The sequence below is a fragment of the Ureibacillus yapensis genome (genome assembly GCF_003515775.1).
GTDB classification, from domain to species: domain Bacteria; phylum Bacillota; class Bacilli; order Bacillales_A; family Planococcaceae; genus Ureibacillus; species Ureibacillus yapensis.
This window is the reverse complement of record NZ_QWEI01000001.1, coordinates 596,597-621,785: the sequence shown is the minus strand read 5'-3', so window position 1 is coordinate 621,785 and position 25,189 is coordinate 596,597. Positions and strand designations below refer to the sequence as shown.

Here is a 25,189-nt window from a genome sequence, read left to right as displayed (position 1 = left end):
TACCCATAAAATATTTGACAACAACTCGACTATCTTGGTCGAGTTGTGTTTTTCTGGAAAGGTAAAAATTCGCAACAATCTATTCCCTTGGATTTTTTTACATAAACAATATTGAATTGGCTTCTAAAAATAGTTGTGCTATGAATGGATATTCTTTTATTATGGTAAAGGATATAAAAAGGAGACGAAAAAATGACTTCAAAATTGGAACAAGATATATTATCTCGTCGTACATTTGCCATCATCTCTCACCCGGATGCCGGTAAAACAACGATTACAGAAAAATTGCTATTATTTGGCGGTGCCATCCGTGATGCCGGTACGGTAAAAGGGAAGAAATCAGGCAAGTTTGCGACCTCGGACTGGATGGAAATCGAAAAACAACGCGGTATTTCCGTTACTTCGTCCGTCATGCAATTTGACTATCATGGCTTCCGTGTCAATATTCTAGATACCCCGGGTCACCAAGATTTCTCGGAAGATACGTACCGTACGTTAATGGCCGTAGATAGTGCCGTGATGGTTGTTGACGCAGCAAAAGGGATCGAGGCCCAAACTTTAAAATTGTTCAAAGTTTGCCGCATGCGCGGTATTCCGATTTTTACATTTATCAACAAGCTGGATCGCCAAGGGAAGGAACCTCTCGAGTTAATCGAAGAACTGGAAGAAGTGCTTGGCATCAATGCTTATCCGATGAACTGGCCGATTGGGATGGGGAAAGAATTTTTAGGGATTTATGATCGTTACAATAAACGAATCGAACAATTCCGCACAGAAGAAGAAGAACGTTTTTTACCGATTGATGAAGATGGGGAATTAGCCATTGACCATCCAATGAAAGTAACTTCCTATTATACGCAAGCAATGGACGATATTTTGCTTTTAAACGAAGCGGGAAATGACTTTTCGGAAGACAAGATTCGCCGCGGGGAATTAACGCCGGTATTCTTCGGTTCGGCCTTAACGAACTTTGGTGTACAAACATTCCTGGAAACGTATCTAAAATTTGCTCCGGCCCCTCAACCTCGTTTAACGGAAGATGAGCAATACATCGATCCGGTAGAGCATAAAGATTTGGCCGGGTTTATCTTTAAAATTCAAGCAAACATGAACCCTGCCCATCGCGACAGAATCGCATTTGTTCGGATTGTATCTGGAAAATTCGAACGCGGGATGAATATCACACTTGCGCGTACCAACAAATCCTTTAAAGTAACGCAGTCAACCCAATTTCTGGCGGATGATCGTGAAACGGTCGATGAAGCTGTAGCCGGAGATATTATCGGCCTTTACGATACCGGTACTTATCAAATTGGCGATACAATTGTTGGCGGAAAGAAAACATTCCAATTTGAAAAGCTGCCGCAATTTACTCCGGAAATATTTGTTCGTGTATCGGCGAAAAACGTCATGAAATCAAAACAATTCCATAAAGGGATTTTACAATTGGTTCAAGAAGGAGCAATCCAGTATTACAAAACCCTTCATACTGAAGAGGTTATGCTGGGGGCTGTTGGTCAGCTTCAATTCGAAGTGTTTGAGCACCGCATGAAAAATGAATATAATGTAGAAGTTCAAATGCAGCCCATTGGCACGAAAATTGCCCGCTGGATTGAAAACGAAGAGGACGTAAAAGAATCGATGTCTTCATCACGTTCAACTTTGGTGAAAGACCGTTATGATAACCTGGTGTTTTTATTCGAAAATGAATTCGCCATGCGCTGGTTCTCCGAGAAAAATGAACACATTAAACTTTATAGTTTGTTATAAAAATTCCCATGGAAATAATTTATTGCAAATGAATTTTGCTATGGTATAATAATATGGAATAAAAATTAAATATCCATTTGGCTTTTGTCAAAGGGGAGTAGCTATAAGTATTTAAATACTTACTTCACAGTCGTCATTACATGGATAAAACCATCGGGTGTGGAAGCATAGCAAATGAAACTTGAAAATCATTCCTATTGCTTAGCAAGACCTTTGCCTATTTTTAGGCATGGGTCTTTTCTTTTTGCCCAAAAATGGCAATGGATATTTAGTGGCATTTATTTATTAAAAACATCTCGATTTGGGTAAAACAATCAATAAGGAGGAAGATGACGTGGAGATATTTTTAGAGTATGCTTGGGTGCTTTTGGTACTCATTGTACTAGAAGGGTTACTGGCCGCCGATAACGCAGTTGTAATGGCGGTCATGGTTAAGCACCTGCCTCAGGAGCAACAGAAAAAAGCGCTGTTTTATGGATTACTGGGGGCTTTTATATTCCGTTTCGTAGCTCTATTCTTAATCACAATATTAGTGAATTACTGGCAAATTCAAGCAATTGGTGCAGCTTATCTTTTATTCATCTCCATCAAGAACATCTATGATCAGAAATTCAAGAAAGAAGAGGAAGATGATGACGGGATTGAAGAGCATTCGAAGAAAGGAAAAGGGTTCTGGCCTACTGTGGCAAAAGTTGAATTGGCAGACATTGCTTTCGCGGTAGATTCAATGTTGGCGGCTGTTGCGATTGCCGTTACGTTGCCGGAAGTCGGTAATTTCCATATTGGCGGCATCAATGCCGGACAATTCGGTGTCATGTTCTTCGGCGGTATCATTGGTATGATTTTAATGCGTTTTGCCGCTCAATGGTTTGTAAAAGTGTTAAACGATTACCCGGATCTAGAAACAGCAGCCTTCCTAATTGTTGGTTGGGTTGGTGTGAAGTTAGTGGTGTTAACATTATCCCATAATAAAGTTGGAGTACTGCCACATGACTTCCCTCATTCAACAACGTGGGAATTGATCTTCTGGGGTGTATTATTGCTGATTGCACTTGGCGGATGGTTTACAAGTGTGGCCAAAAAGAAAAAGCACGAACCACATCAATAGCAATGAAGAGGGGAACAGTTTTTGCTGTTCCTCTTTTCTTTATTATTCATTTTCCATTATAATTGGTTCACTAGAACAAATAAGCAAAAGAGGCGAATGAAGTGCCGAAACGACCAAGACGAACAAGAATTGCTACACCATTTCAGTTATTGGTAAGTTATTATTTTATTGCAATTGCAGGTTCATTTGTTTTATTGCGAATACCTGCTGTATATAAAGAAGGGGTTGAAGTATCGCTCGTTGATAGTTTATTTACTGCAGTAAGTGCAGTAAGTGTTACTGGATTGACTGTATTTGATATATCCGATACCTTTTCTCCTTTTGGAAAGGTCATATTGTTGATCATTCTTCAACTTGGTGCAATCGGTATTATGTCATTGGGTACATTTATCTGGATCATTATGGGGAAAAGAATCGGAATGCGTGAAAGACAGCTGATTATGATTGACTATAATCAGTACAATTTATCCGGCGTGGTACTTTTGTTAAAACAAATTGTAAAAATTCTTTTAATAATTGAAGCAACTGGCGCTTTCATTCTTTCAATTCATTTCCGCCAGTATTTTGATACATGGGGAGAAGCGATTCGCCATGGAATTTTCCATGCCATCTCGTCAACTACAAATGGCGGGTTCGATATAACAGGAAATAGTTTGATTCCATACCATCAAGATTATTTTCTACAGTTTATTACGATGATTTTGATTGTACTTGGAGCAATCGGGTTTCCGGTACTGATTGAGGTGAAGAATTTTCTATTTCGGAAAAATCCTGCGTTTCGTTTTAGTCTGTTCACCAAAATAACAACAGCCACATATGGTATATTATTTGTTGTCGGAACACTCGTTATTTTGCTCATAGAATCGTTCCAGTCTTTTCGGGGGATGGTTTGGCATGAGAAATTATTTACCGCCATGTTTCACTCGATTTCCGCAAGATCGGGAGGAATGACGACATTCGATGTGACTTTGTTCAGCGAAGCAACAGACATTTTCTTGAGCTTTCTAATGTTTATAGGTTCTTCGCCAAGTTCCGTTGGAGGCGGTATCCGTACCACAACTTTTGCGTTGGCGATTTTGTTCATGTATAACTTTGCGAATGGCCGTACAGATATCCAGTTATTTGGCCGGGAAATTTATTTGATCGATATTTACAGATCCTATGCTGTGATTATACTGGCATTTTTTATGGTAATGATTTCAACGATGATTTTGTTAATTACCGAACCGGCTGCAACCACAACGCAGATTATCTTTGAAATCACGTCGGCTTTCGGAACGGCTGGAATGTCTCTGGGGATTACGGAACATTTATCGACAGAAGGAAAGTTTGTTATGATGCTGCTCATGTTCATCGGGCGAGTAGGACTCATTTCATTTTTATACACGCTTGGAGGAAAGGTAGATAAACCACCTTATCATTATCCAAAAGAGCGTGTCATTATAGGGTAATAGATGGTTTGGGCTTCACTTTTTAGCTGTCGTTTAAATCTTTTTCTGCGTCCAGCGTTTCCCTATAGATTCGGTAAACGGGGTGCCTCATAAGTAATTGAGGCACCCCGTTTTATTTCGTAATTATAAAAATATTATAAATTTTCCCATAATAACGTGCAATTCCTGTGGAAATAGGCTAAATTAATAAATAGGAAAAAAACGTAAGTACTATTAGAATAGTATTTAATTTAGAGGCATAGTTATAATGCTTTAAATATTTTTAGACATGGGTATTCGAATGTTTTAAATGAAAACGGACGCAATAGTAAAATAGTAACGCGCCTTATTTTTTCATTAAAATGTCTAGAGGGTAAAAAGGCTTAGGGTAAAAGAGGGTTAAATCGCAAAATTATACAAATATAAACAATAAAATATTATAAAGGAGAACTGGAAATTTAAAAATTGCATTGTTTTACCCATTCAAATATGAAAAAGATTATGGAATAATTTGTATTAAGGTAATGTTAGAATATTTAGTATAGTGTAAAATCGGAAGTCATAAACTGGCAATTGAATTAATAGAATAGATATAAAAGGGAACTGTTATAAAAGAGCGTTTTTCTGATTGAAGGGATTGGGGAGTGGAAAATGGTGAAAACTGTTCGGCCTATTTTTAGGAAATTGTTGCAGACCGTTAAAGAACCAGTGCTGATATTGAATACTTCTTGTCAAATTGAGTCAATAAATGATTTTGCGGCTGAAATGCTGAATATTGATTCTTCGACACAACAGGTAATACAATTGGACGAGTTATCCCAAACTCGTTGGAATAATTTTTTATTAAGCATTAAAAGGAATCTGGGGGGATTTTGCCACCTAAACTTTCAAATTGGAGAGAACCATTTTAAGGATTTTCATTTAATGGGCTATTTCCATGAAAAAAAGGATTTAATTTTTGCAAGAATCTCCCGAATATCAGAAATCCCTCCAGTTTCACTGCAACAAAGTACTATGGAAATCTATTCTATTTTTAACGATATTTCACACGGTGTTATTCTAACTGATTTAAGCGGAAAGATTGTCGATTTCAACGATATAGCTTTAAATTATATTGGTTTCGACAGAAATACAGTATCCAACAAAGATCATGACTTTATTTTTAATACTTTTTTGGATTATGAGTCATCAAAACACCAATACTTTTCGGAACTGATGATTAATGGACGAGCTTCCATAAACGTACTGGTCCCAAGTGAAAATGGAAAAACAACAAAATATTATAAACTGGAAAGTAAATTAAACCATAAAGTAAACCTGATCATTACTACGATTACAGATGAGACGGAAAAAATGGCTTTGCAACAGCTGCTTGAACAACAGCAAACCTTAAATTCAATTGGTCAAATGGCGGCAAGTATAGCACATGAGATTCGTAATCCAATGACTTCATTGAAAGGTTTTGTTGAACTAATCAGACTCAATACAAATGATGATAATCAAAGTTACTTATCAGTCATGGATTCAGAACTGGAACGGATGGAATCCATCTTGAGTGAGTTGTTGTATTTATCCAAGCCAAAGGAACGAAAATATGAAGATACTTCAATCCTTCAAGTTGTCAATGAAGTGGTTGAACTCATGATGCCGCATGCTATGCAACATAACATCGTGTTAAGAGCGGACAAATGCGATTATTTTGATTTTAACATTCAGGGTAATTCCAATCGTTTAAAACAAATGCTGATAAACCTGGTGAAAAACGCCATTGAAGTGATGCCTCATGGAGGAGACATCGTTATTAAATTGGCGAATAAAAATGATAGCATCGAAGTTTCCGTGAAAGATGAAGGCAGCGGTATGTCGGAATCAGAATTGGATGGATTATTTACGCCATTCTATACAACAAAATCAGCCGGGACAGGGCTTGGTTTGGCATTGGTGAAAAAAGTAATCGAGGAGCATAGCGGTTCTATCGAAGTGGAGAGTGAAATCGGCATGGGAACAACCTTTAAACTATTATTGCCGATCAGCCATCAGCAAAAAATACAACAGGATGATGAAACATTTATCAAGATGTGGATGAAGAAAGATTCATTGGATAATTTATCGGTTGTTTAAACTAGTCTTGTAAGTATTTTGACAAAGCTTTCTTTTTATCGCTATAATTCATGTATATATTGATAAAAAGGATGTTTTGTCGTGTCTAATAATGATATTAAGCAATCGCTTAAATTGTATATTGTCTTGTCTCGTGCCAATAAGGCGATTAATGAAGTGACGAATCAGTTTTTCCAAGATCACGGTTTAAACCCTACAGAATTCGCAGTGCTAGAGTTGCTTCATCATAAAGGCCGCCAACCCCTTCAACAAATAGGGAATAAAATTCTGCTTGCAAGCGGGTCGATTACATATGTAATTGATAAACTGGAAAAAAGAGGATATTTGGAACGGGTATCTTGCCCGTCAGATCGCCGGGTAACTTTTGCTGAAATTACCGAGGCCGGTACAGAATTTATGAAGGAATTATTTCCGGAACATGAGGAAAATCTACATGAATTATTAAGTGTTTTAACGCCTGAAGAAAAGGATACGGCTATTGAGCTATTGAAAAAATTAGGTCTCTCTATCAAGGATTTGTCTTATTAGAACAAGATTAAAGGAGTCATCCCTATGCGGGATGACTCCTTTATATATGGAAATTATTTAATTGTCAGACCCATTTTAATCATTGCTTCGGATAAGTCGGCTTCTGCATTATCATATACTGATAATCGCACTACTTTATCTCCTCTTTCAAAAACGAAAGCAATTACTTCTTCAGATTCCAAATCTGCGATATAGGCTGCTTGATTTGATATGTCCTGGCCTTCAACTAAAGGAGCAACATCGTACTGTTCAACATTATCACTGATTGCAGCCATCATTTCTTCTGTATTGGCTACGACATCATCAAAAGCAGCATCATTGACGGATGACACTTCCACGCGCATGAAGACAGAATCGTTTTCGTCATAATAGACTACATCTTTTCCAGGCTCTTCTTGCGTGAATGTAAAACCATCCATGATATTCATGCTGTATTGTTCACCTGAAACAGGAGTTACTTCGGCAGTTTTTGTCTCGCCATTTGAAGTGTAAGTGATGGATTGAGTGTCTTCAGCTTTTGGTTCTTCTTCTGCATTCGGTTCTTCTTGTGCAGGTTGTTCAGCTTCACCATTTTCATCCTCTTCATTTGCAGAGCCATTATTAGGTTCTGCCGTTTCAACAGGTTTTTCGGAATTTACAGGCTCTTGCGTCTCTGTTTCATCTGTTGCTGTTTCGTTGGCAGGCTCTTCTTCTGCCGTGTTGCAAGCAGCTAGTACCCCAATTGACAGCAATAATGTTAAAGAAAGTAAACGGAATTTTTTAGTCATTTTTTTGCCTCCTTTAAAGAATTAAACGTTTAAGGTTTTGGAAAGTTTCACATGTTTTACTAAACAATACCTTACTATCATTTTAAACTCTAGCAGCATACTTTTTCAATATGACGAAAGCGTCATTACACAATGCGACATGGCCTATCCTATTGATTATTTAGAGGGGTAAAATCATGAATAAAAGCAAAATAAATATTTCATGCGAGACTATGATCAGCGGCATGCTTTTCTTCCATTCATAAAGAAACCCCAAAATTAGCCCTGCAGCCAATGCTGCCATAGCCCCCGGCAGAAATCCGCTTAAGGCAACAGATGATGCGAATAGGATACTAGTGATCACGACGGCGAATATTGGGGATACCCACTCTTTTAAATGCTGTTGAACAAATCCCCGCCAGAATAATTCTTCCCCGACTGCAATAATGCAAATGAGCAATAGATAGTGCCAAATAGTACTTGGTCCATATGTGTTCAGGAAATTTGACATAGAGGCGTTCATGCCGGAATATACCTGGGATAAAACGATATAGCCAATTCGGATGATTCCATATATAATGGTTCCATATCCAATCCCATACAGCAAATATCGCCAAGTGGGTAGTTCATCTTTAAATTTGCCATAAATGATCGCAATGGAAATCCCTATTAACAACGTAAAGGTATACAAATACCAAAAAATATCCGCTTCCTTGAAAGTGAAATATAACATACCATAGAAGAACAATAATGAAAGAAGGAGCCCAACAAGCTTTCTTGATTTGTACATATTTATGACCTCCTTCCCAACATCTTAACAGAAAAAAAAAACCCTATCATCTATTAACAAATGAAAAGGGATTTTTATCTATTATTAAAATCTATTAAATGGAAACTAAATTTCGTTAGGATGGTTTAAAATTTTATAGCGTTTGTGGTTGACTACCGTTTTTTCTTCCATATCCAAATCGTGGAAGTTATCCATGATTGTTAAATCTACGATGACGGAGTTTTCATTTACTTTTTCAACAACCCCTTGCAGGCCTTCTTTAAATTCGACAACATTTCCAACCTCTGCTATTTTCATAAGAGACAGCTCCTTATCGACTATTATTAAGAAAGTTAGCATGAAAACAGATTAAATGTAAAGAGGTTTTTTGAATTTTTAATTAACTTAACTAAAATTTAACAATTGGGGGCTAAATTGATGTACGAAAAAATGATTGAACAGTTAAAAAATGGGGAAATTAAAAGTATTAGGATTCCAAAAGGCGAATTTTTACTATTTAGAGATATATTGGTAAAAGATGATAAGTTCAAACATTTTCGCGGTGAAGCCCAGCAAGGCGGGGATGTTGTATTTACCTTTCTGGAGATACCAAGAAGTTAAGGTAAGATGTCGAACTTTGTCTAGCGATTTTCATTCTTATTTCTAAATAAAATTATATAATTAATACATCACATTTTTTTAGGAGGAGTTTTATGGTAAGAGACCTTTTAAACGAACTTGAGAAAAAGCGACAGTTAATGATTAAGTCAGGAGTTGAATATGGTCTGCAAAACCCTAAAACGATTCGTTTGAGCAAGGAATTAGATCGGCTAATGAATGAATATGACATAGAAGATATAAGCAATAAATTGCACCGAGCTGGACAACTAAAGAAAAATGCACAATACGATTTTATTCAATAAAAAAAATTTTAAAAAAATGGTTTAAAAAATAAAAAATGGGGGGATATTATTATTGAACACAGCAACATTCTCATTTCCCCCTTTAAGAGCAGAGGCTAAAGCCTTCTGCTCTCTTTTTTTGCATCGCTCTTCCTAAATGTGTAAAATTTCTGTTACGATTTATTCTAAATTCCCAATAACTGAAAATTTTTTGGTAAACTATTAGAAATTGGCTTATCGCAATTTTGCGGTAAGCCATAGTTGTACATATGAAGAATATAATGGAATTAGGGAGGAAATTACATGAGCCAAAAGAAAAAGATTTCGTTTATCGGCACGGGTGTAATGGGAGCAAGCATTGTTAGACACTTATTAAAAGCGGAACTTGACGTTACAGTGTATTCGCGTACAAAATCCAAGGCGGAACCATTAGTTCAGCTAGGTGCGCAATGGGCTTCAACCCCTAAAGAGGCAGCAAAAGACCAAGATCTTATTTTCACGATGGTTGGTTTTCCTTCAGATGTTGAAGAAGTTTATATGGGAGAAGAGGGAATTTTTCAATCTGCCAAACAAGGGGCAATTGTCATTGATATGACAACTTCACAGCCGACATTGGCGAAAAAAATATATGAAGCGGCCAAAGAAAAAAATATAGCGAGCCTTGATGCTCCGGTATCCGGTGGGGATATCGGCGCTCAAAACGGAACGCTATCCATTATGGTTGGCGGGGATGAAAAAATTTTCGAACAAGTATTGCCGATTTTCCAGCTTTTTGGCTCAAATATTGTCTATCAGGGAGCTGCCGGTGCAGGCCAACATACCAAAATGTGCAATCAACTGCTTATCGCAACGAACATGATCGGTGTTTGCGAATCCATAGCCTATGCATTTAAAGCAGGTCTGGATATTGAAAAAGTGCTGCAGTCGATTTCAACAGGAGCAGCTGGTTCGTGGTCGCTGAGCAATTTAGGTCCAAGAATGATTAAAGGAGACTTGGAGCCGGGTTTTTATATTAAGCATTTTATAAAAGATATGAAAATTGCCATTGATGAAGCCGAAAGAATGAATTTAAACCTTCCTGGCGTCAAGCTTTCGAAAGAACTTTATAACACCCTTCTTGAAAAAGGATATGGAGAGAAAGGAACACAAGCTTTAATTAAATACTATGAGCTTGATTAAGGGATACTGAACATGAAATCACTTTTTAGGAGCGAATGCCTTGAGTAGAACAGCAGGCAGTCAAATGTCAAAAAGCAGGAGCCCAATTGCTTTATACTTATCTTTGCCGATTCTTTCTTGGGCTTTCTATGATTTTGCAAACACTATCTTTTCTTCGAATATTAATACCGTCTTTTTTCCATTTTACATGGATGAAGTATTAGGCACAGATGAGGTTAGACAGCAAGTAGCAAGTACCTTTATCTCCTATGCCAATGCAGTGGCAAGTTTCTTTTTGGTTCTTTTCTCGCCGCTATTTGGTGTTTGGATTGATAATACAGGGTACAAGAAGCGTTTTATCGTTTGGTTTGCTTCCATTTCAATCTTCTTCACCTTCATGATGGGCGTATTTGCAGGAATTGATTTTAATACCGCTTATGCGGGCATTCCATTAAGTCTATTTTTAGTAGTAGTAAGTTTTGTGATAGCAAAGTTCTTCTTTAATTCGAGTTTAGTATTTTACGATACAATGATGGGCGACCTGGGGACAAAAGAAGAGATGCCCCTTATATCGGGATTCGGGGTTGCGGTAGGCTATTTGGGAACAATTTGCGGTTTGCTTGTTTATCTGCTGGTAAGTGATGGGGATTTCCATCGGGCATTTATTCCAACGGCCATTTTATACTTAATATTCTCGTTGCCGCTATTTTTCTTTATCAAAGACAAACCGATCCCGAAAGAACATAGAAAAAAGATTAAGTTTTTGGAGGGATATAAGGAAATCGTTCAAACTTTCAAGGAAATGAAAAAGTATAAAGCCATTTTTACATTCATGATTGCTTACTTTTTCTTGAACGATGCCATTGCAACTACAATTGCCATGATGGCTGTCTATGCAACGGCAATTGTCGGCTTTACATCCGGGCAATTCATTATTTTGTACTTGGTCAGTACGATTTCTACCGTAATCGGATCCATGGTATTTGGCTATATTACCAAATCGATTGGAGCAAGACGCTCTGTCACAATTGTGGCTATTTTAATGACGATTGCGTTGTTTGTGGCAGTTTTTGCAACAGAACAGTGGATGTTCTGGATTGCAGGAAGCATGTTCGGCATTTCCTTGGGTTCTATGTGGGTGACATCAAGAACTTTAATTATCGAATTGTCACCGGAGCATAAACGAGGCCAATTCTTTGGGCTATTTGCCTTTTCAGGAAAGGTTTCTTCTATTATAGGTCCGGCGCTTTACGGTACGGTAACCTTCTTGCTGAGGGATTATGGAACAATTGCCAGCCGGATTGCTTTGGGATCATTAATCGTTTTAACGATTGTAGGGCTTATTATCCATCTTCAAGTGAAGGATGAAGAAAATACATGATATGAGAATCCCTTCCTCTATGTTACAATTTACTTATTAAACCATTAATCGAAGTCATTGAATACTAAGCAAGTAAAGGAGAAAATAGCTTGGAACAAAAAGGGATCTTGCTGGAAAGCGGAACTAACGAACTTGAAATTGTCGAATTTGAAGTTGCGAATAATAAATTTGGCATTAATGTCATTAAGGTAAAAGAAATTATACAACCGATTCCTGTTACTTTTATTCCTCATGCACATCCGCATGTTGAAGGGATTATCCAATTGCGCGGCGAGGTGTTGCCTGTAGTAAACATGCTGAAAGTGCTTGGGATTCCAAACGGCGTTTTTAGTGATCAGCAAAAATATATCGTTGCAGAATTTAATAAACAAAAAGTGGTTTTCCATGTGGATAACGTAACTCAGATCCACCGAATTTCATGGAATGAAATCGAAAAACCTTCCGATATGTACCAAGGAGGTTCCACTCAAGTTATTGGCGTGATTAAACAACAAGAGTCGATGATTTTGCTCTTGGATTTTGAAAGAATCATGGTAGATATTAATCCGGAATCCGGAATCAACGTAGATTCAGTGAAAAAATTAGGGAAGCGGGAAAGATCAGAGAAGAAGATTGTTGTCGCTGAAGATTCACCGTTACTGCGAAAATTATTGCATGATACAATGCAAGAGGCAGGATATGTAAATCTTGAGTTCTTTGAAAATGGACGCGATGCCTATGAATATTTGGAATCTCTCCTTGCGACTGGCAGCAAGATTGAAGAACATGTTCAACTGGTTGTGACAGATATTGAAATGCCGCAAATGGATGGACATCATTTTACAAAAAAAATTAAATCCCATCCTGACTTGAAAATCATCCCGGTCATCATTTTCTCGAGCTTGATAACGGATGATCTTCGTCATAAAGGTGAAGTTGTCGGTGCCGAAGAACAAATTAGTAAACCTGAAATTGCAGAGCTCATCTTGAAAGTAGACGAGTTCATTCTTTAACCACTTTTTAGGGTATCCATAAAATTACATCAATCATGCAATGGCCGGATTCCTTAATTGGATTCCGGCCTTATTGCTTTCCGCGGTTTGCTTCATCAGTGGAGTACCCGGGAATGATGCTAAGGAATTTGGACTGGAATATTTTGATGTACCGAAAGCGAAGAGGCCATCATAAATACGCCAAGGCGCTATTGTTAACGTATTTTTACACCATTCTTAGGGTATAGATGAAACAATAATATATCTAATATAGAGAGAAGTGGTCAGCATCGGAAGTATGGAAAATTTAAAAACAGCAATTATAGATATTGGTTCAAATACCATTCGCCTGGTTCTTTATAAATATAATAAACTTGAAGGTTTAAGAGAGTTCGGGAATATCAAAACAGTAGCGCGTTTGCGAAGATATCTTCAACCTGATGGGGAAATGTCGGAAGAGGGCATTAAATTGCTGGGGCAAACGTTGCGTTCTTTCAAAGAAATTATCGATGATTATGAAGTTGAAGACATAAAAGCTACTGCGACCGCCGCGATTCGCCAAGCAAAGAACAACAAGGCAATTATTGAGCGAATGAAAATTGAAACAGGCATAGGCATTGAACTTTTGACTGAAGAAAAGGAAGCTTATTTTGGATTTATGGCAGTGGCACATTCCATGAATACACCATCCGCCGTTACAATTGATATTGGCGGGGGCTCTACCGAGATTACACTGTTCGAAGAGAAAACATTGAAGAAGGCTACTAGTTTCCCTTTCGGAACAGTTTCGCTAAAAGAAAAGTTTGTTTCGGGCGATATAATAAGTGAAGAAGAAAAAATACAAATGCATGATTATGTAAAAAAGCAGTTTGAACAATTAGACTGGATTAAAAATATGAATCTTCCTGTAATCGCCATTGGAGGAAGTGCACGCAATATTGCACAAGTCCATCAGCATCTTGTGGACTATCCGATTTCGGGAGTACATCAATATGAGATGACGAAGGAACAGTTAACTTATGTAAGTACTTATTTTGAAGGGATGACGTTCGAACAATTAAAGCAATTGGATGGTCTTTCTTCCGATCGGGCAGATATTATCAGCATTGCACTTGAAGTATTTCGTGTGTTAATGGCCGTAGTGGGGGCCGACGTATTTCAAATAAGCAAAAAAGGGTTAAGAGAAGGCATCATCATATCAAGAGTACTGCAAAATGATCCTGATGCTTTCAATAAATACACTGTTTTTGAAAAATATGCCCGGCGCATTACTTTCGAATATGGACGTTCGAAAGAAGAATGTGAATGGCTTCAAACGATTGCACAGCAGTTTTATGAAGAGTGCTGCCGACTTGAGGTATTCGATTATAATGAAAAACATTACGAACTGATCGGAAAAGCAGCACAAGTATTTGCGATAGGAGAATACATCGAACAAGATGCGTCCAATCAGCATACTTTCTATCTGCTTGCCAATCAATCGATTGAAGGAATGGACCATATGGAACGCATCAAGCTTGCGTTGCTGGCATCTTACAAGAACAGGGACTATTTCAGAAGGTTTTCAGCTCCTTTTATGTCATGGATGTGCAGGGAAGAATGGAAATTGCTGCGGGATTTTGGGGCACTTTTGAAATTTATCTATGCCTTGAACGTTTCAAAACGCAATATTGTGTCATCTGTCAAACTTGACAAAATAGATGAAGTTATTCATGTAAACGTTCTGACGGAATATAAACCAATGGCTGAAATTTACCAAAGTGAAAGACAGAAAAAGCACATAGAACGGATCTTCAAAAAGCCGGTACAAATTCATTTTTATAAAAAGGGTGAACAAGATGACAACTGAACATCAATTGGACTCATATGGTGAACAGCACAAACAAGAAACTTTGGAATACAAACGGATGCTGGAGGAAATCGCCAAGCCGCAGTATTACAACAACCGCGAATTAAGCTGGCTGGCTTTCAATGAACGCGTTTTGGAAGAGGCGGAAGATGTTAATAATCCCCTTTTGGAACGATTGAAATTTTTGGCAATCTTTAGTTCCAACCTTGACGAATTTTTTATGGTGCGTGTGGCAGGGTTGCAGGACCAAGTAAGAGCCGGCTATCATAAACCGGAAAACAAGGCAGGTTTGACTCCGAAGGAACAGCTGGAGAGGATTGCCGAAAAGACGCAAGCACTTGTCCGCAGACAAATGGAAGTTTTCAGATATTTACTATTTGAATTATTGCCTCAGGAAAAAGTGTATATTCGGGACTTTAAATCATTAAACGAAAATCAAAAACAATATGTGAATGAACTGTTCGAAGAGACAATCTTTCCTGTTTTGACGCCAGTAGCAGTGGATGCCTATCGACCATTCCCGACATTGCTGGGGAAAACATTAAACTTGCTTGTGATGTTGGAGGAAAACTCGTTTAGTGAACATAGTGAAAAAATGGCGATTGTACAAGTTCCCGCAGTGTTGGAACGTTTTATCGAATTGCCTAGCGACAAAGATGAAAAGGTATTTATTCTTTTGGAAGACGTCATTACTTCCCATATAGATAAGCTCTTCTACGGATATAAAGTAAATTCAACACAAGCTTTCCGCCTAACGCGCAATGCAGATTTAACGATTCACGAAGAAGGCGCACGCGACTTGCTCGTTGAAATTGAAAAAGAACTGAAAAAACGTAAATGGGGAGTAGGCAGCCGCTTGGAAGTGCGTGATGGCGAAATCAGTGACGAGGTTCTGGACTATTTATTGGATGAATTCGAAATCCAAGAGTCCGATGTATTCAAAATCGGAGGTCCGCTGGATTTGACATTTTTATTTAGCTTTGTTAAGAAAATTTCAGTCGGCCGAGAGCATTTACTATATGAAACTTTCTTTCCGCAGCGTCCAAAAGATCTGGATTTAAATGAAAATATTTTTGAAAAGGCACTAACGCAAGATCTCTTTTTCCATCACCCTTATGAATCGTTTGAACCAATTGTTGATTTTATAACGGAAGCTTCAACTGATCCATCTGTTTTAGCGATCAAACAAACGCTATATCGAGTGAGCGGAAATTCACCGATCATTTCCGCGTTGAAACAAGCTGCCGAAAATGGCAAGCAGGTGACAGTATTAGTTGAATTGAAAGCTCGTTTTGATGAAGAAAATAATGTTCATTGGGCAAAAGAATTGGAACAGGCCGGTTGTCTTGTCATTTATGGAATGAATAACTTGAAAACCCATTCCAAAATTACGCTTGTCGTTCGTCAAAATAATGGAAAAATCGAACGTTTTGTTCATTTAGGGACTGGGAACTACAATGATGCAACTGCGAAAGCTTATACGGATATGGGCATTATTACGTCGGAGAAGGAATTCGGTATTGATGCAACAAATTTCTTCAATTATTTAAGCGGTTATACAGAAAAGCCGCAATTCCATCATCTGGTAGTGGCGCCGTTTGATATTCGTGACCAATTTATTGAATTAATCGATGAGGAGATTCGTTGCCATAAGCAATTTGGAAATGGATTTATAAGGGCAAAAATGAATTCATTAACAGATAAAGACTTAATTATGAAATTTTATGAAGCTTCCATACATGGTGTAAAAGTAGAACTTTTAATTCGGGGTATTTGTTGTTTGCGTCCTGGAATTCCAGGGATTAGTGAAAATATTACCGTTACAAGTATCGTAGGGCGGTTTTTGGAACATACCAGAATTTACTGGTTCCACCACAATGGGGAGGATCGAGTCTTTTTATCTTCCGCCGATTTAATGACACGAAATATGATCAAGCGAGTGGAAATTTTATTTCCTATTTATTCAGTCGATATCAAAAATAGAGTTATTGAGATTCTAATGACTCAACTGGCGGATACAGCCAAAGCCCGTATTCAAGATGCCGCTGGAAAATATCATTATAAAGAAGTGCGTGAAGAATCGGTAAAATTAAACTCCCAAGAGCAATTTATAATGGAAGCAATGAGCAGCGTGATAGATGAAGAATAGGATTATTATTTTCTTTTCACTCTGAATCCCTCCGATTTGCCATGAATGAGATTAACTGGGAAATAATTCATGGCAAAATGGAGGGGCATGTTATAATATAAAAGAATAACTGAAACTGTATTTTGCTGCATCTGGTACTAACTAATGGGGGATATCATATGATTACATTTCCAATATTGAAGCTTGAAACATACTTGCGGGACATTATGAAATTAAATGCATTCGATTCCGTTATCATGGTAAAACAACAGCCTGAAGGGAAATACTCTGTCGAAATGATCAATTCCTATGCTTCAGTTTTATCCCCTAAACCTTTTATAAAAGGGATGGATGCAAAAACCTTCTTTGAATGGATTGATTGGGATCAATTGGAAAAAATGCTCCTTCACCCCAAGGAAGAAGTAGAATATTTATCGATAAAAGGCCATTCGAAGAAATTTTTACTTTTTATTGAACCCATACAGACAAAGGAAGACAAGTACTTTGCAGTCATCATCAAACATTTGATGGAAGAGTCCGGTTCTTTAAGCCTTTATTCTTTCAAAAATGAAAATACAGGTTTATTAAACAAAAAAGCCTTAAATACAAGATGGTCCGAGCATTACCAGAGTTATAATGATTTGCGTCAGATTTCATTGTTATTGCTGGATCTGGATCGCTTTAAAAAATATAATGAATCGCTCGGCAAGCAAAGAGCCGACAGAATGGTCAAGTTAATCAGCCAACGGTTTTACAGTGTGCAAGATGATTCCTGCGAGGTTTTCCATTATAGCGGCGATGAATTTGTATTTTTGGTGCGAAGTCATTTAAGGGAAGAAGTGGAGCTGGTTGTTCAGAGGATTTACGATCAACTGAAAGAACCTTTTTTAATTGATGACCAAGAATATTTTGTAACCTGCTCGATTGGAATTTCAACTCTCTCTTCCGAAACTGGCCGGGACTTGGAGACGCTGCTTCAACAGGCGGAACAAGCGTTATTTTATGTAAAAAAACATGGAAGAGCGCATTTTCGATTTTATCGCGAAGAGATGAGCCATACATTCCAAAATGAAGTTTTAATGGAAGCTCATTTAAAAAGAGCAATTGAATTCAATGAACTTTCCATTCATCTACAGCCGCAAATAGACTTTGATACATATGAAATTGATAGCTTTGAAGCTTTAATTCGATGGAATAACCCGAAATTCGGTTTTGTACCGCCTTCACAGTTTATACCTTTAGCGGAGTCATCGGGGCTGATTATACAAATAGGAGATTGGATTTTGGAAGAGGTATGCCGGTATCAAAAAGAGTGGAAAGATAAAGGATACCGAGCCGTTCGTATCGCGGTGAATATCTCACCCAAACAATTCAAACAGGATCATTTTGCAGAAAAAGTAAAACAAATCATCTCAAAATACAAGATAGAGCCGAAATATATCGAATTGGAAATTACCGAAAGTTCAATGGTGAATGTAGAAGAAACGGAAAAGATTCTAAAAAGCCTGAAAGAATTGGGTGTTTTTGTTTCAGTGGATGATTTTGGGACAGGTTATTCGTCACTAAGCTATTTGAAAAAATATCCGATTGATATTATTAAAATTGACCAGTCATTTATAGCCGATCTGAACAAAGATGAAAAAAATGAAGCAATTGTTAAAGCCATTATTGCTCTTTCCCGAAACTTAAAGATGGATGTAATTGCAGAGGGTGTGGAGGAAAGAGACCAGGAAACATTCCTTAAATTGCATCAGTGCAAAAAAGGGCAAGGTTACTTATACAATAGACCTTTACCCGTTGAGGAAATCGTTGAAACCTATTTTATAAGATAAGCGAAACCAACAAATTTTATATTAAATTTGTTGGTTTTATTTTTCGTTTTATTTATCTGTCTTTTCTGAAAATTCGAATGACAGGTTGGTGGACATGTAGTAAAATTGTGAATGAGAATTCATTTTAAGGCTGGGGGGCTTTCGATTGAAGAATGAGACGATCATTATTACGGGTGGTTCTAGCGGCATGGGACTTGCGATGGCAAAACAATTTGTCAAAGAGGGAGCAAATGTTGTCATCTCAGGGCGTGATCAAGAACGATTGGAAAACGCAAAAAATGAAATTTTGGAGATTGGTTCTTCTATAGAAATTTTCCAAATGGATGTAAGGGAAATTGAACATGTTAAAGCAATGGTTGAATTTACTTTAAACAAGTTTGGCAAAATTGACGGTTTGATTAATAATGCGGCAGGCAATTTTATTGTAGCAGCTGAAAAACTTTCGCCGAATGGCTGGAAAGCGGTAATTGATATTGTCTTGAATGGAACTTTTTATTGTACATCGGAAGTTGGGAAGTACTGGATTGAACAGGGAATCAAGGGAAAAATCTTGAATATGGTTGCTACATATGCCTGGGGAGCAGGAGCGGGTGTCATTCATTCAGCAGCCGCAAAAGCGGGTGTTCTCTCGTTAACGCGCTCCTTGGCGGTTGAATGGGGGCACCAATACGGTATTCGAGTAAATGCGATAGCGCCGGGACCGATTGAAAGAACAGGAGGAGCAGGGAAGCTTTGGGAATCGGAAGAGCAAGCAAACCGTACATTAAATTCCGTTCCATTAAAAAGGCTTGGAACTCCGGAGGAAATAGCCGAGTTGGCATCGTTTATAATGTCTGAAAAAGCAACTTATATGAATGGGGAATGCGTAACATTGGATGGCGGCCAGTGGTTAAATCAACATCCATTCTAATCGATGAAAGCTTGGGCACCGTACATGCATCCGTCAGGGAACACTGAATTTCAGAATAGAACACCCCGGTCGATGCATACTAATTACACTTTCTTAAATTTAGGGCGGGAGGTGTAATTATGGGGATGTGGACAATACCAACAATCATTGCCAGCGCCTTAATTGTGGCGGTTTCATACTATCTGACAGCTGGAGTTATGAAAAAGGCGAAACATCAATCAACTGCATCTGATTCACCGATTAGCAAAGTTATAAGAGATCATCCGGTAGCAGCGAATCCCATTATTATTATGTATCTAATTTTTGGGCTTTTCACTGGAATTATCATCTTTTATTACTGGGCCAAGACTGGATATTAGTATGTGAAGTTGAATAGCATGCATTCATTAGAATTCAGCGAATGTAGCAATAGTTATTGGACTTTAAGATTCTTACACTTTTTGGATGCACAAGGAGGTGTCTCAGGGCCATGAGACACCTTTTGTGTTGTTGTGCTTCAAGGGAAGGGCTTCGGTTTCGGAAAAATAGTTGAGTTGGCATAAAGAATAGTCGGTTAAAAACGTCTAATACCCAATCTGCTTTCTGCCTTTGGAAAACCCCCAAGCAAGAAACACCTTACTATCCAAATCGACCTTTCTGCCTACAGTATCTGAAACTCATCCGAAGTAAATTGCGTCAATAAAAATGTGACATTGCGTTTTGTTCGACAGGGCTAATTGGATACATTCTTTCGCATTTCAACAAAAAAATACTGGTTCTGTATCATGGTCAATTGTGAACAAATTGTGATATGATAGAAGGAGAGTGTAGCTTCCCTGTTCGTAAGTGATTGACAGACAAAGGAGTAGAAGGTCATGATTTCAACTAACACTAAAGCATTATTAGATACGCCAATTAGTGACTTTATTATTTCATCCGAGAAAGTGGCCCATGTGCAAATTGGCAATAGTGCTGAGCATGCTTTACTCGTCTTAACAAAAACAGGTTATTCTTCTGTTCCCGTACTTGACATAAAATATCGCCTGCACGGTCTTTTAAGCACCAAAATGATTACAGAATCCATTTTGGGTTTAGAGCGAATAGAATACGAAAAATTGCCGGATATTAAAGTGGACGATTGTATGGATTGCGACGTCACTTATCTGAAAATAACGGATAGCTTTCAAAAAGCGCTGGATCTGGTGATTAACCACGCCTTTCTGTGCGTGGTCGATGATGAAGGAACCTTTGTCGGAATTTTAACGAGACGCGTTATTTTAAAACAGTTGAAGAAATATATTTACCAAGTGGAAGATTAAGAGTATAAAGTGTAAAAGCGGCAAAATCCTATGATTTGGGTTTTGTCCTTTTTTACGCAAATTAACAGATATAAGGGGGAGTTGGATGACGGTTACAGAAGCGGAAATCATTAAGATACTAGCAGAAGAAAAGAACATGCGAAAAGCGGCGGAACGACTTTTTCTCACCCAGCCAGCACTCTCTCAACGACTGCAATCCATTGAAAAAGATTGGGGAGCGCAGCTTTTTATTCGTTCTCAAAAAGGGCTTGCCCCTACCCCCGCAGGAGAGTTGGTGATTCAATATGCCAACGAGACCATTGCCAAAAAGGAAGAAGTGTTTGATACGATTCAGGCGCTTCATTCGAAAGTACATGGAACCTTGAAGATTGCCTGCGCTTCCATTGTAGGCCAAAATTGGCTTCCAAAAGTGCTGAAGGATTTTGTTACACTTTATCCGGATGCGAAGATTTCGCTGATTACGGGGTGGAGTTCCGAAATTGTGAAAGCCATTTATGAAGGAGAAGCCCATGTCGGCATTGTTCGCGGGCAAACGGAATGGAAAGGAAAAAAAATCCACCTTTTCCGAGATATGATGTATCTGGTCGATCAGGAAATTCAAAAATTCGATGATATTTTAACGACAGATCGCCCGTTTATACAGTTCAAGAGTGATTCGAACTACTATCAGGAAATTCAGTTATGGTGGCAGCGTCATTTTTCCTCAAGTCCCAAAAGGCAAATCATTGTGGATCAAATTGAAACTTGCAAGCAAATGGCCATGAACGGAATCGGGTATGCGATTCTTCCTTCCATAACATTGAATGGTGGAGAGAATGTAAACAAAATTCCCCTAACAAACAACGACAAAGATACTGGCTTAACAAGGGATACTTGGTTAATCGGATACGAATCCTCATTTGAATTAAGGCAGGTAAAAGCGTTTGTGGAAGTTGTCACAGACCATGCAAGCTGTCTTTATGATTATACAAAATAAGTATTCCTTATAAGAAAGGCCATCAGTTCAACGAAGACATTTTAATCAATAGCGCTTTCATATTATACGTGCTATTTAATGGAAATTTTAGTACAATCATTTTATTACGGATACTACATAAGAATGGAGTTTGACCATGACGAATAAATTAAATGCGCAAGAAATTATTCAGTTTATCTCAGATGCTAAAAAAGTAACACCTGTAAAAGTTTATGTAAAAGGAGAAGGTGTTGCTGATTTATCATATGGTGAAAATTCAAAGGTTTTCGGTGAAGGAAATAATGCGGTTGTTTTCGGTGAGTGGAACGAGATCGAGGCAAGCTTAAAAGAACATGGCGAAAAAATTGTGGACTATGTAGTAGAAAACGACCGCCGCAATTCAGGGGTACCCTTGCTTGATTTAAAATATCAAAACGCTCGCATTGAACCTGGTGCGATTATTCGCGACCAAGTCACAATCGGCGATCAAGCAGTTATCATGATGGGTGCCATTATTAATATTGGTGCTGAAATCGGCGAAAAAACAATGATCGACATGGGTGCTGTTCTAGGTGGACGTGCAACTGTAGGGAAGAACTGCCACATCGGTGCAGGAACAGTTCTTGCAGGCGTTATTGAGCCGCCTTCTGCAACGCCGGTAATTATTGAAGATGACGTTGTAATCGGTGCCAATGCTGTCGTATTGGAAGGTGTTCGTGTAGGTAAGGGAGCTGTCGTCGCTGCAGGTGCCATTGTTATTGGGGATGTAGAGCCAAATACTGTAGTTGGCGGTGTACCGGCACGCGTCTTGAAAAAGTTGGATGAAAAAACAAAATCCAAAACGGAAATTATTGATGCTCTAAGAAACATTTAAGAAGGTGTGAAGATGGAGTCGCTCATTCAAGTTCGAAGAGAGTTGCACGAAATACCGGAGCTGGGATTTCAGGAGTTTAAAACCCAGCAGTATTTATTGAATAAGATTTCCGGTTTTCCGCAGCGGTTTTTAACGGTGACAACGTGGAAGACAGGTATTGTGGTGAAAATAGAAGGCAGTGATCCCTCAAAAACAATCGGATGGCGTGCAGATATAGATGGCTTGCCTATAGCAGAAGAGACGGGGGTGCCTTTCTCTTCAACTCATGGAGGAAATATGCATGCATGCGGCCATGATTGCCATATGACGGTTGCTTTAGGATTGATTCAGGCGTTTACGGCCAATCAGCCGAAACAAAATGTAATCGTCTATTTCCAACCTGCCGAGGAAGGTCCAGGCGGCGCCGAACCCATGCTTAATTGGCTAAAATCAGAGCGCCCCGACCTTTTGGCGAATGAAATTTATGCACTTCATATAGCGCCCGAGTATCCAGTCGGAACGGTTGCGACACGTGCTGGATTGTTGTTTGCCAATACATCCGAGCTTTTTATCGATTTAAAAGGCTTGGGAGGGCATGCCGCATATCCACATAAAACAAGGGACATGACCGTAGCAAGCAGCAATTTGGTCCTGCAGCTCCAAACGATTGTGAGCCGCAATGTTAATCCAATGGAAAGTGCAGTTGTCACAATCGGGAAGCTAACTTCCGGTACAGTTCAAAATATTATTGCAGAAAATGCAAGGTTGGAAGGGACAATCCGTACACTGAATGCAGAGTCCATGGCGCATGTAAAACGCCGCATTGAAGCAATTTGCGCAGGGATTGAAGCTTCCTTTGAATGCGAAATTTCCATTGATTATGGTTCCATGTATTATGAAGTGAACAACCATCCGGAAAGTGCAAAGAAACTTCTGGACTTTGCGAAAGAATTCGAAGGGGCAAACGCATACGAATGCCCGGCAGCCATGACGGGTGAAGACTTTGGCTATTTCTTGAAAGAAATTCCGGGCGCGATGTTTTGGGCAGGCGCAAATTGTGATTATGGCTTGCATCATTCAAAGCTTAACCCTGATGAAGAATTATTGACCTTCAATAAGAACTTCGTAGAACAATTTATCCGAACTTTATAATAGAAAAGCGGAGGCGGCTCGTCGGAGCTAGCAGCCTCCGCTGGACAATAAGCAATTCAAAAGAGGTATCTCAAAGTGAACTGAGATACCTCTTTCTATTGATTGTATATTCTATTTTTCCGTTGCGGGATGCATTAGACCCGGTGCTTTTTTCTTTGTCCAGGCATAAGCGAGCACAAAACAGCCTAATAAAATGATCGCGCCCAAGATCAATGGAGAGGACAATTTCCATTCAAGCAACACGCCAGCTAAGGAAGGGCCAATCATATTTCCCAAACTCATGTAGGCGTTATTCATACCTGCAGCAAACCCCTGCTCGTCTTCGGCAAATTTGGAGATGAGGGTATTTACCGACGGACGGATAAATACGGTCGCGATTTGGAAAAGAGTTGTTACCGTTAAAATAATGAAAAACCCGCCGACATATATCATTAAAATCATTGTCGCTGCGGCCACAAGCAAATTGACTAAAATAACTTTCATTTCCCCAAATCGTTTAAATAATTTATCGATAATAAACATCTGCAAGATGACGCCCGCAAAACCGCCAATGGTGATGACAATGGCAATATCAATTGGAGAATAAGCAAATTTGTAAGTTAAAAACATGGATAAGGTCGATTGGAAATTTGAAATGCCAAAACTAAAGGTAAAGACCACAATCAGCAAAACAAAATAAGAGGTTTTAACTGAACGAACCATTTGCGTAAAAATATTTTCCCCTTTTGACTGTGCATGCGGTACTGCTTGTTCTTTTACCTGTGGCTTCACATTTGGCAATACAATGTAGGAAAGAATAGCGGCAAGCAGCGCTACAACACCTGCCAAAAAGAATGGAAACTGCAGGTCCACTTTTGCCAGGAATCCACCCAATCCAGGTCCAATCATAAATCCAAGGGAAATGGCCGCTCCGATTAGCCCCATTCCTTTTCCTCGTTCTTCTACGGTCGTAATATCGGCTACATAAGCCATAATAGGGGGCATGATAAAAGCGGCACCCAAGCCACTTAAAAAACGTCCCAAAAATAAGATCCATACCTCGGAAGCCAAGCCAAAGATAATTTGGGCAATTCCATAAACAACTAGTCCACCGATAATAAATATTTTCCTGCCGAATCGGTCAGATAGATTTCCGGCGATTGGCGAAAATAAAAACTGGGCAAACGCAAAGATGGCAATTAAAAAGCCATACACTTCACCGCCCGCATTGAAAACATGCAAGTAGGAAGGCAAAACAGGAATGATTATCCCGACACCGCCCATGGTAATAAACATATTCAACATTAAAATAAATAAGGCGATTTTTTTCTTTTTTTGTGACAACCGCT

23 protein-coding genes are annotated in these 25,189 nt (G+C 38.6%); 19 read left to right on the top strand and 4 right to left on the bottom strand.

The window, feature by feature from the left end; translation table 11 throughout:
• Positions 1-192 precede the first annotated feature (192 nt).
• The 5 genes from D1B33_RS02980 (at position 193) to D1B33_RS02960 (ending at position 6,957) form a co-directional block, all read left to right on the top strand.
• Positions 193-1,770 (top strand): peptide chain release factor 3, encoded by a 1,578-nt coding sequence (locus D1B33_RS02980; RefSeq protein ID WP_118874842.1) that lies wholly within the window; start codon positions 193-195, stop codon positions 1,768-1,770.
• Positions 1,771-2,104: 334 nt separating this feature from the next.
• Complete coding sequence (locus tag D1B33_RS02975; protein WP_118874841.1) at positions 2,105-2,878, top strand: TerC family protein; 774 nt, start codon at positions 2,105-2,107, stop codon at positions 2,876-2,878.
• Positions 2,879-2,979: 101 nt separating this feature from the next.
• Positions 2,980-4,329, top strand: a complete 1,350-nt coding sequence (locus D1B33_RS02970) for a TrkH family potassium uptake protein (protein ID WP_118874840.1) — start codon at positions 2,980-2,982, stop codon at positions 4,327-4,329.
• A 630-nt stretch (positions 4,330-4,959) separates the two neighbouring features.
• Entirely contained in the window at positions 4,960-6,429 is a 1,470-nt protein-coding gene (locus D1B33_RS02965) for an ATP-binding protein (protein WP_118874839.1), read from the top strand.
• 81 nt (positions 6,430-6,510) lie between these two features.
• A complete protein-coding gene (locus tag D1B33_RS02960; protein WP_118874838.1) occupies positions 6,511-6,957 on the top strand; it encodes a MarR family winged helix-turn-helix transcriptional regulator in 447 nt (148 codons plus the stop codon).
• A gap of 53 nt (positions 6,958-7,010) precedes the next feature.
• On the opposite strand, the gene D1B33_RS02955 is transcribed toward D1B33_RS02960, so the two are convergent.
• The 3 genes from D1B33_RS02955 to D1B33_RS02945 all read right to left on the bottom strand — a co-directional run bounded on the left by D1B33_RS02955 (position 7,011) and on the right by D1B33_RS02945 (position 8,790).
• On the bottom strand, positions 7,011-7,724 hold the full coding sequence (locus D1B33_RS02955) for a hypothetical protein (RefSeq protein ID WP_118874837.1): 714 nt from the start codon (positions 7,722-7,724) through the stop codon (positions 7,011-7,013).
• Positions 7,725-7,884: 160 nt separating this feature from the next.
• Positions 7,885-8,493 carry a CPBP family intramembrane glutamic endopeptidase gene (locus tag D1B33_RS02950; RefSeq protein WP_118874836.1) on the bottom strand — a complete coding sequence of 203 codons (609 nt, stop codon included), beginning with the start codon at positions 8,491-8,493 and terminating at the stop codon, positions 7,885-7,887.
• Between the two features lie 105 nt (positions 8,494-8,598).
• Complete coding sequence (locus tag D1B33_RS02945; protein WP_118874835.1) at positions 8,599-8,790, bottom strand: YkvS family protein; 192 nt, start codon at positions 8,788-8,790, stop codon at positions 8,599-8,601.
• Between the two features lie 120 nt (positions 8,791-8,910).
• Here D1B33_RS02945 and D1B33_RS02940 point away from each other — a divergent pair, with 120 nt between their 5' ends.
• From D1B33_RS02940 to D1B33_RS02875, 14 genes are all read left to right on the top strand, one after another.
• Positions 8,911-9,093 (top strand): hypothetical protein, encoded by a 183-nt coding sequence (locus tag D1B33_RS02940; protein WP_118874834.1) that lies wholly within the window; start codon positions 8,911-8,913, stop codon positions 9,091-9,093.
• A 92-nt stretch (positions 9,094-9,185) separates the two neighbouring features.
• A complete protein-coding gene (locus D1B33_RS02935) occupies positions 9,186-9,395 on the top strand; it encodes an aspartyl-phosphate phosphatase Spo0E family protein (RefSeq protein ID WP_118874833.1) in 210 nt (69 codons plus the stop codon).
• A gap of 282 nt (positions 9,396-9,677) precedes the next feature.
• On the top strand, positions 9,678-10,553 hold the full coding sequence (locus D1B33_RS02930) for an NAD(P)-dependent oxidoreductase (RefSeq protein ID WP_118874832.1): 876 nt from the start codon (positions 9,678-9,680) through the stop codon (positions 10,551-10,553).
• A 64-nt stretch (positions 10,554-10,617) separates the two neighbouring features.
• The gene (locus D1B33_RS02925) at positions 10,618-11,913 is read left to right on the top strand and encodes an MFS transporter (protein WP_118874831.1); all 1,296 of its coding nucleotides are present in this window, start codon (positions 10,618-10,620) and stop codon (positions 11,911-11,913) included.
• A gap of 89 nt (positions 11,914-12,002) precedes the next feature.
• Positions 12,003-12,905, top strand: a complete 903-nt coding sequence (locus D1B33_RS02920) for a chemotaxis protein (RefSeq protein WP_118874830.1) — start codon at positions 12,003-12,005, stop codon at positions 12,903-12,905.
• A 277-nt stretch (positions 12,906-13,182) separates the two neighbouring features.
• Complete coding sequence (locus D1B33_RS02915) at positions 13,183-14,733, top strand: Ppx/GppA family phosphatase (RefSeq protein ID WP_118874829.1); 1,551 nt, start codon at positions 13,183-13,185, stop codon at positions 14,731-14,733.
• A complete protein-coding gene (locus tag D1B33_RS02910) occupies positions 14,723-16,882 on the top strand; it encodes an RNA degradosome polyphosphate kinase (protein ID WP_118874828.1) in 2,160 nt (719 codons plus the stop codon). The genes D1B33_RS02915 and D1B33_RS02910 overlap by 11 nt, the downstream gene beginning before the upstream one ends.
• Positions 16,883-17,040: 158 nt before the next feature.
• The gene (locus D1B33_RS02905; RefSeq protein WP_118874827.1) at positions 17,041-18,693 is read left to right on the top strand and encodes a putative bifunctional diguanylate cyclase/phosphodiesterase; all 1,653 of its coding nucleotides are present in this window, start codon (positions 17,041-17,043) and stop codon (positions 18,691-18,693) included.
• Positions 18,694-18,838: 145 nt separating this feature from the next.
• The gene (gene fadH, locus D1B33_RS02900) at positions 18,839-19,603 is read left to right on the top strand and encodes a 2,4-dienoyl-CoA reductase (protein ID WP_118874826.1); all 765 of its coding nucleotides are present in this window, start codon (positions 18,839-18,841) and stop codon (positions 19,601-19,603) included.
• A gap of 119 nt (positions 19,604-19,722) precedes the next feature.
• Positions 19,723-19,962 carry a short-chain dehydrogenase gene (locus tag D1B33_RS02895; RefSeq protein WP_118874825.1) on the top strand — a complete coding sequence of 80 codons (240 nt, stop codon included), beginning with the start codon at positions 19,723-19,725 and terminating at the stop codon, positions 19,960-19,962.
• Positions 19,963-20,457: 495 nt separating this feature from the next.
• Complete coding sequence (gene cbpB, locus D1B33_RS02890) at positions 20,458-20,901, top strand: cyclic-di-AMP-binding protein CbpB (protein ID WP_118874824.1); 444 nt, start codon at positions 20,458-20,460, stop codon at positions 20,899-20,901.
• Between the two features lie 85 nt (positions 20,902-20,986).
• The gene (locus D1B33_RS02885) at positions 20,987-21,877 is read left to right on the top strand and encodes a LysR family transcriptional regulator (RefSeq protein ID WP_118874823.1); all 891 of its coding nucleotides are present in this window, start codon (positions 20,987-20,989) and stop codon (positions 21,875-21,877) included.
• A 136-nt stretch (positions 21,878-22,013) separates the two neighbouring features.
• Entirely contained in the window at positions 22,014-22,730 is a 717-nt protein-coding gene (gene dapD / locus D1B33_RS02880; protein WP_118874822.1) for a 2,3,4,5-tetrahydropyridine-2,6-dicarboxylate N-acetyltransferase, read from the top strand.
• Between the two features lie 12 nt (positions 22,731-22,742).
• Positions 22,743-23,861 carry an N-acetyldiaminopimelate deacetylase gene (locus D1B33_RS02875; RefSeq protein ID WP_118874821.1) on the top strand — a complete coding sequence of 373 codons (1,119 nt, stop codon included), beginning with the start codon at positions 22,743-22,745 and terminating at the stop codon, positions 23,859-23,861.
• 111 nt (positions 23,862-23,972) lie between these two features.
• Here the strand turns inward: D1B33_RS02875 and D1B33_RS02870 are convergent, their stop codons facing one another.
• Complete coding sequence (locus D1B33_RS02870) at positions 23,973-25,184, bottom strand: MFS transporter (protein ID WP_118874820.1); 1,212 nt, start codon at positions 25,182-25,184, stop codon at positions 23,973-23,975.
• Positions 25,185-25,189 lie beyond the last annotated feature (5 nt).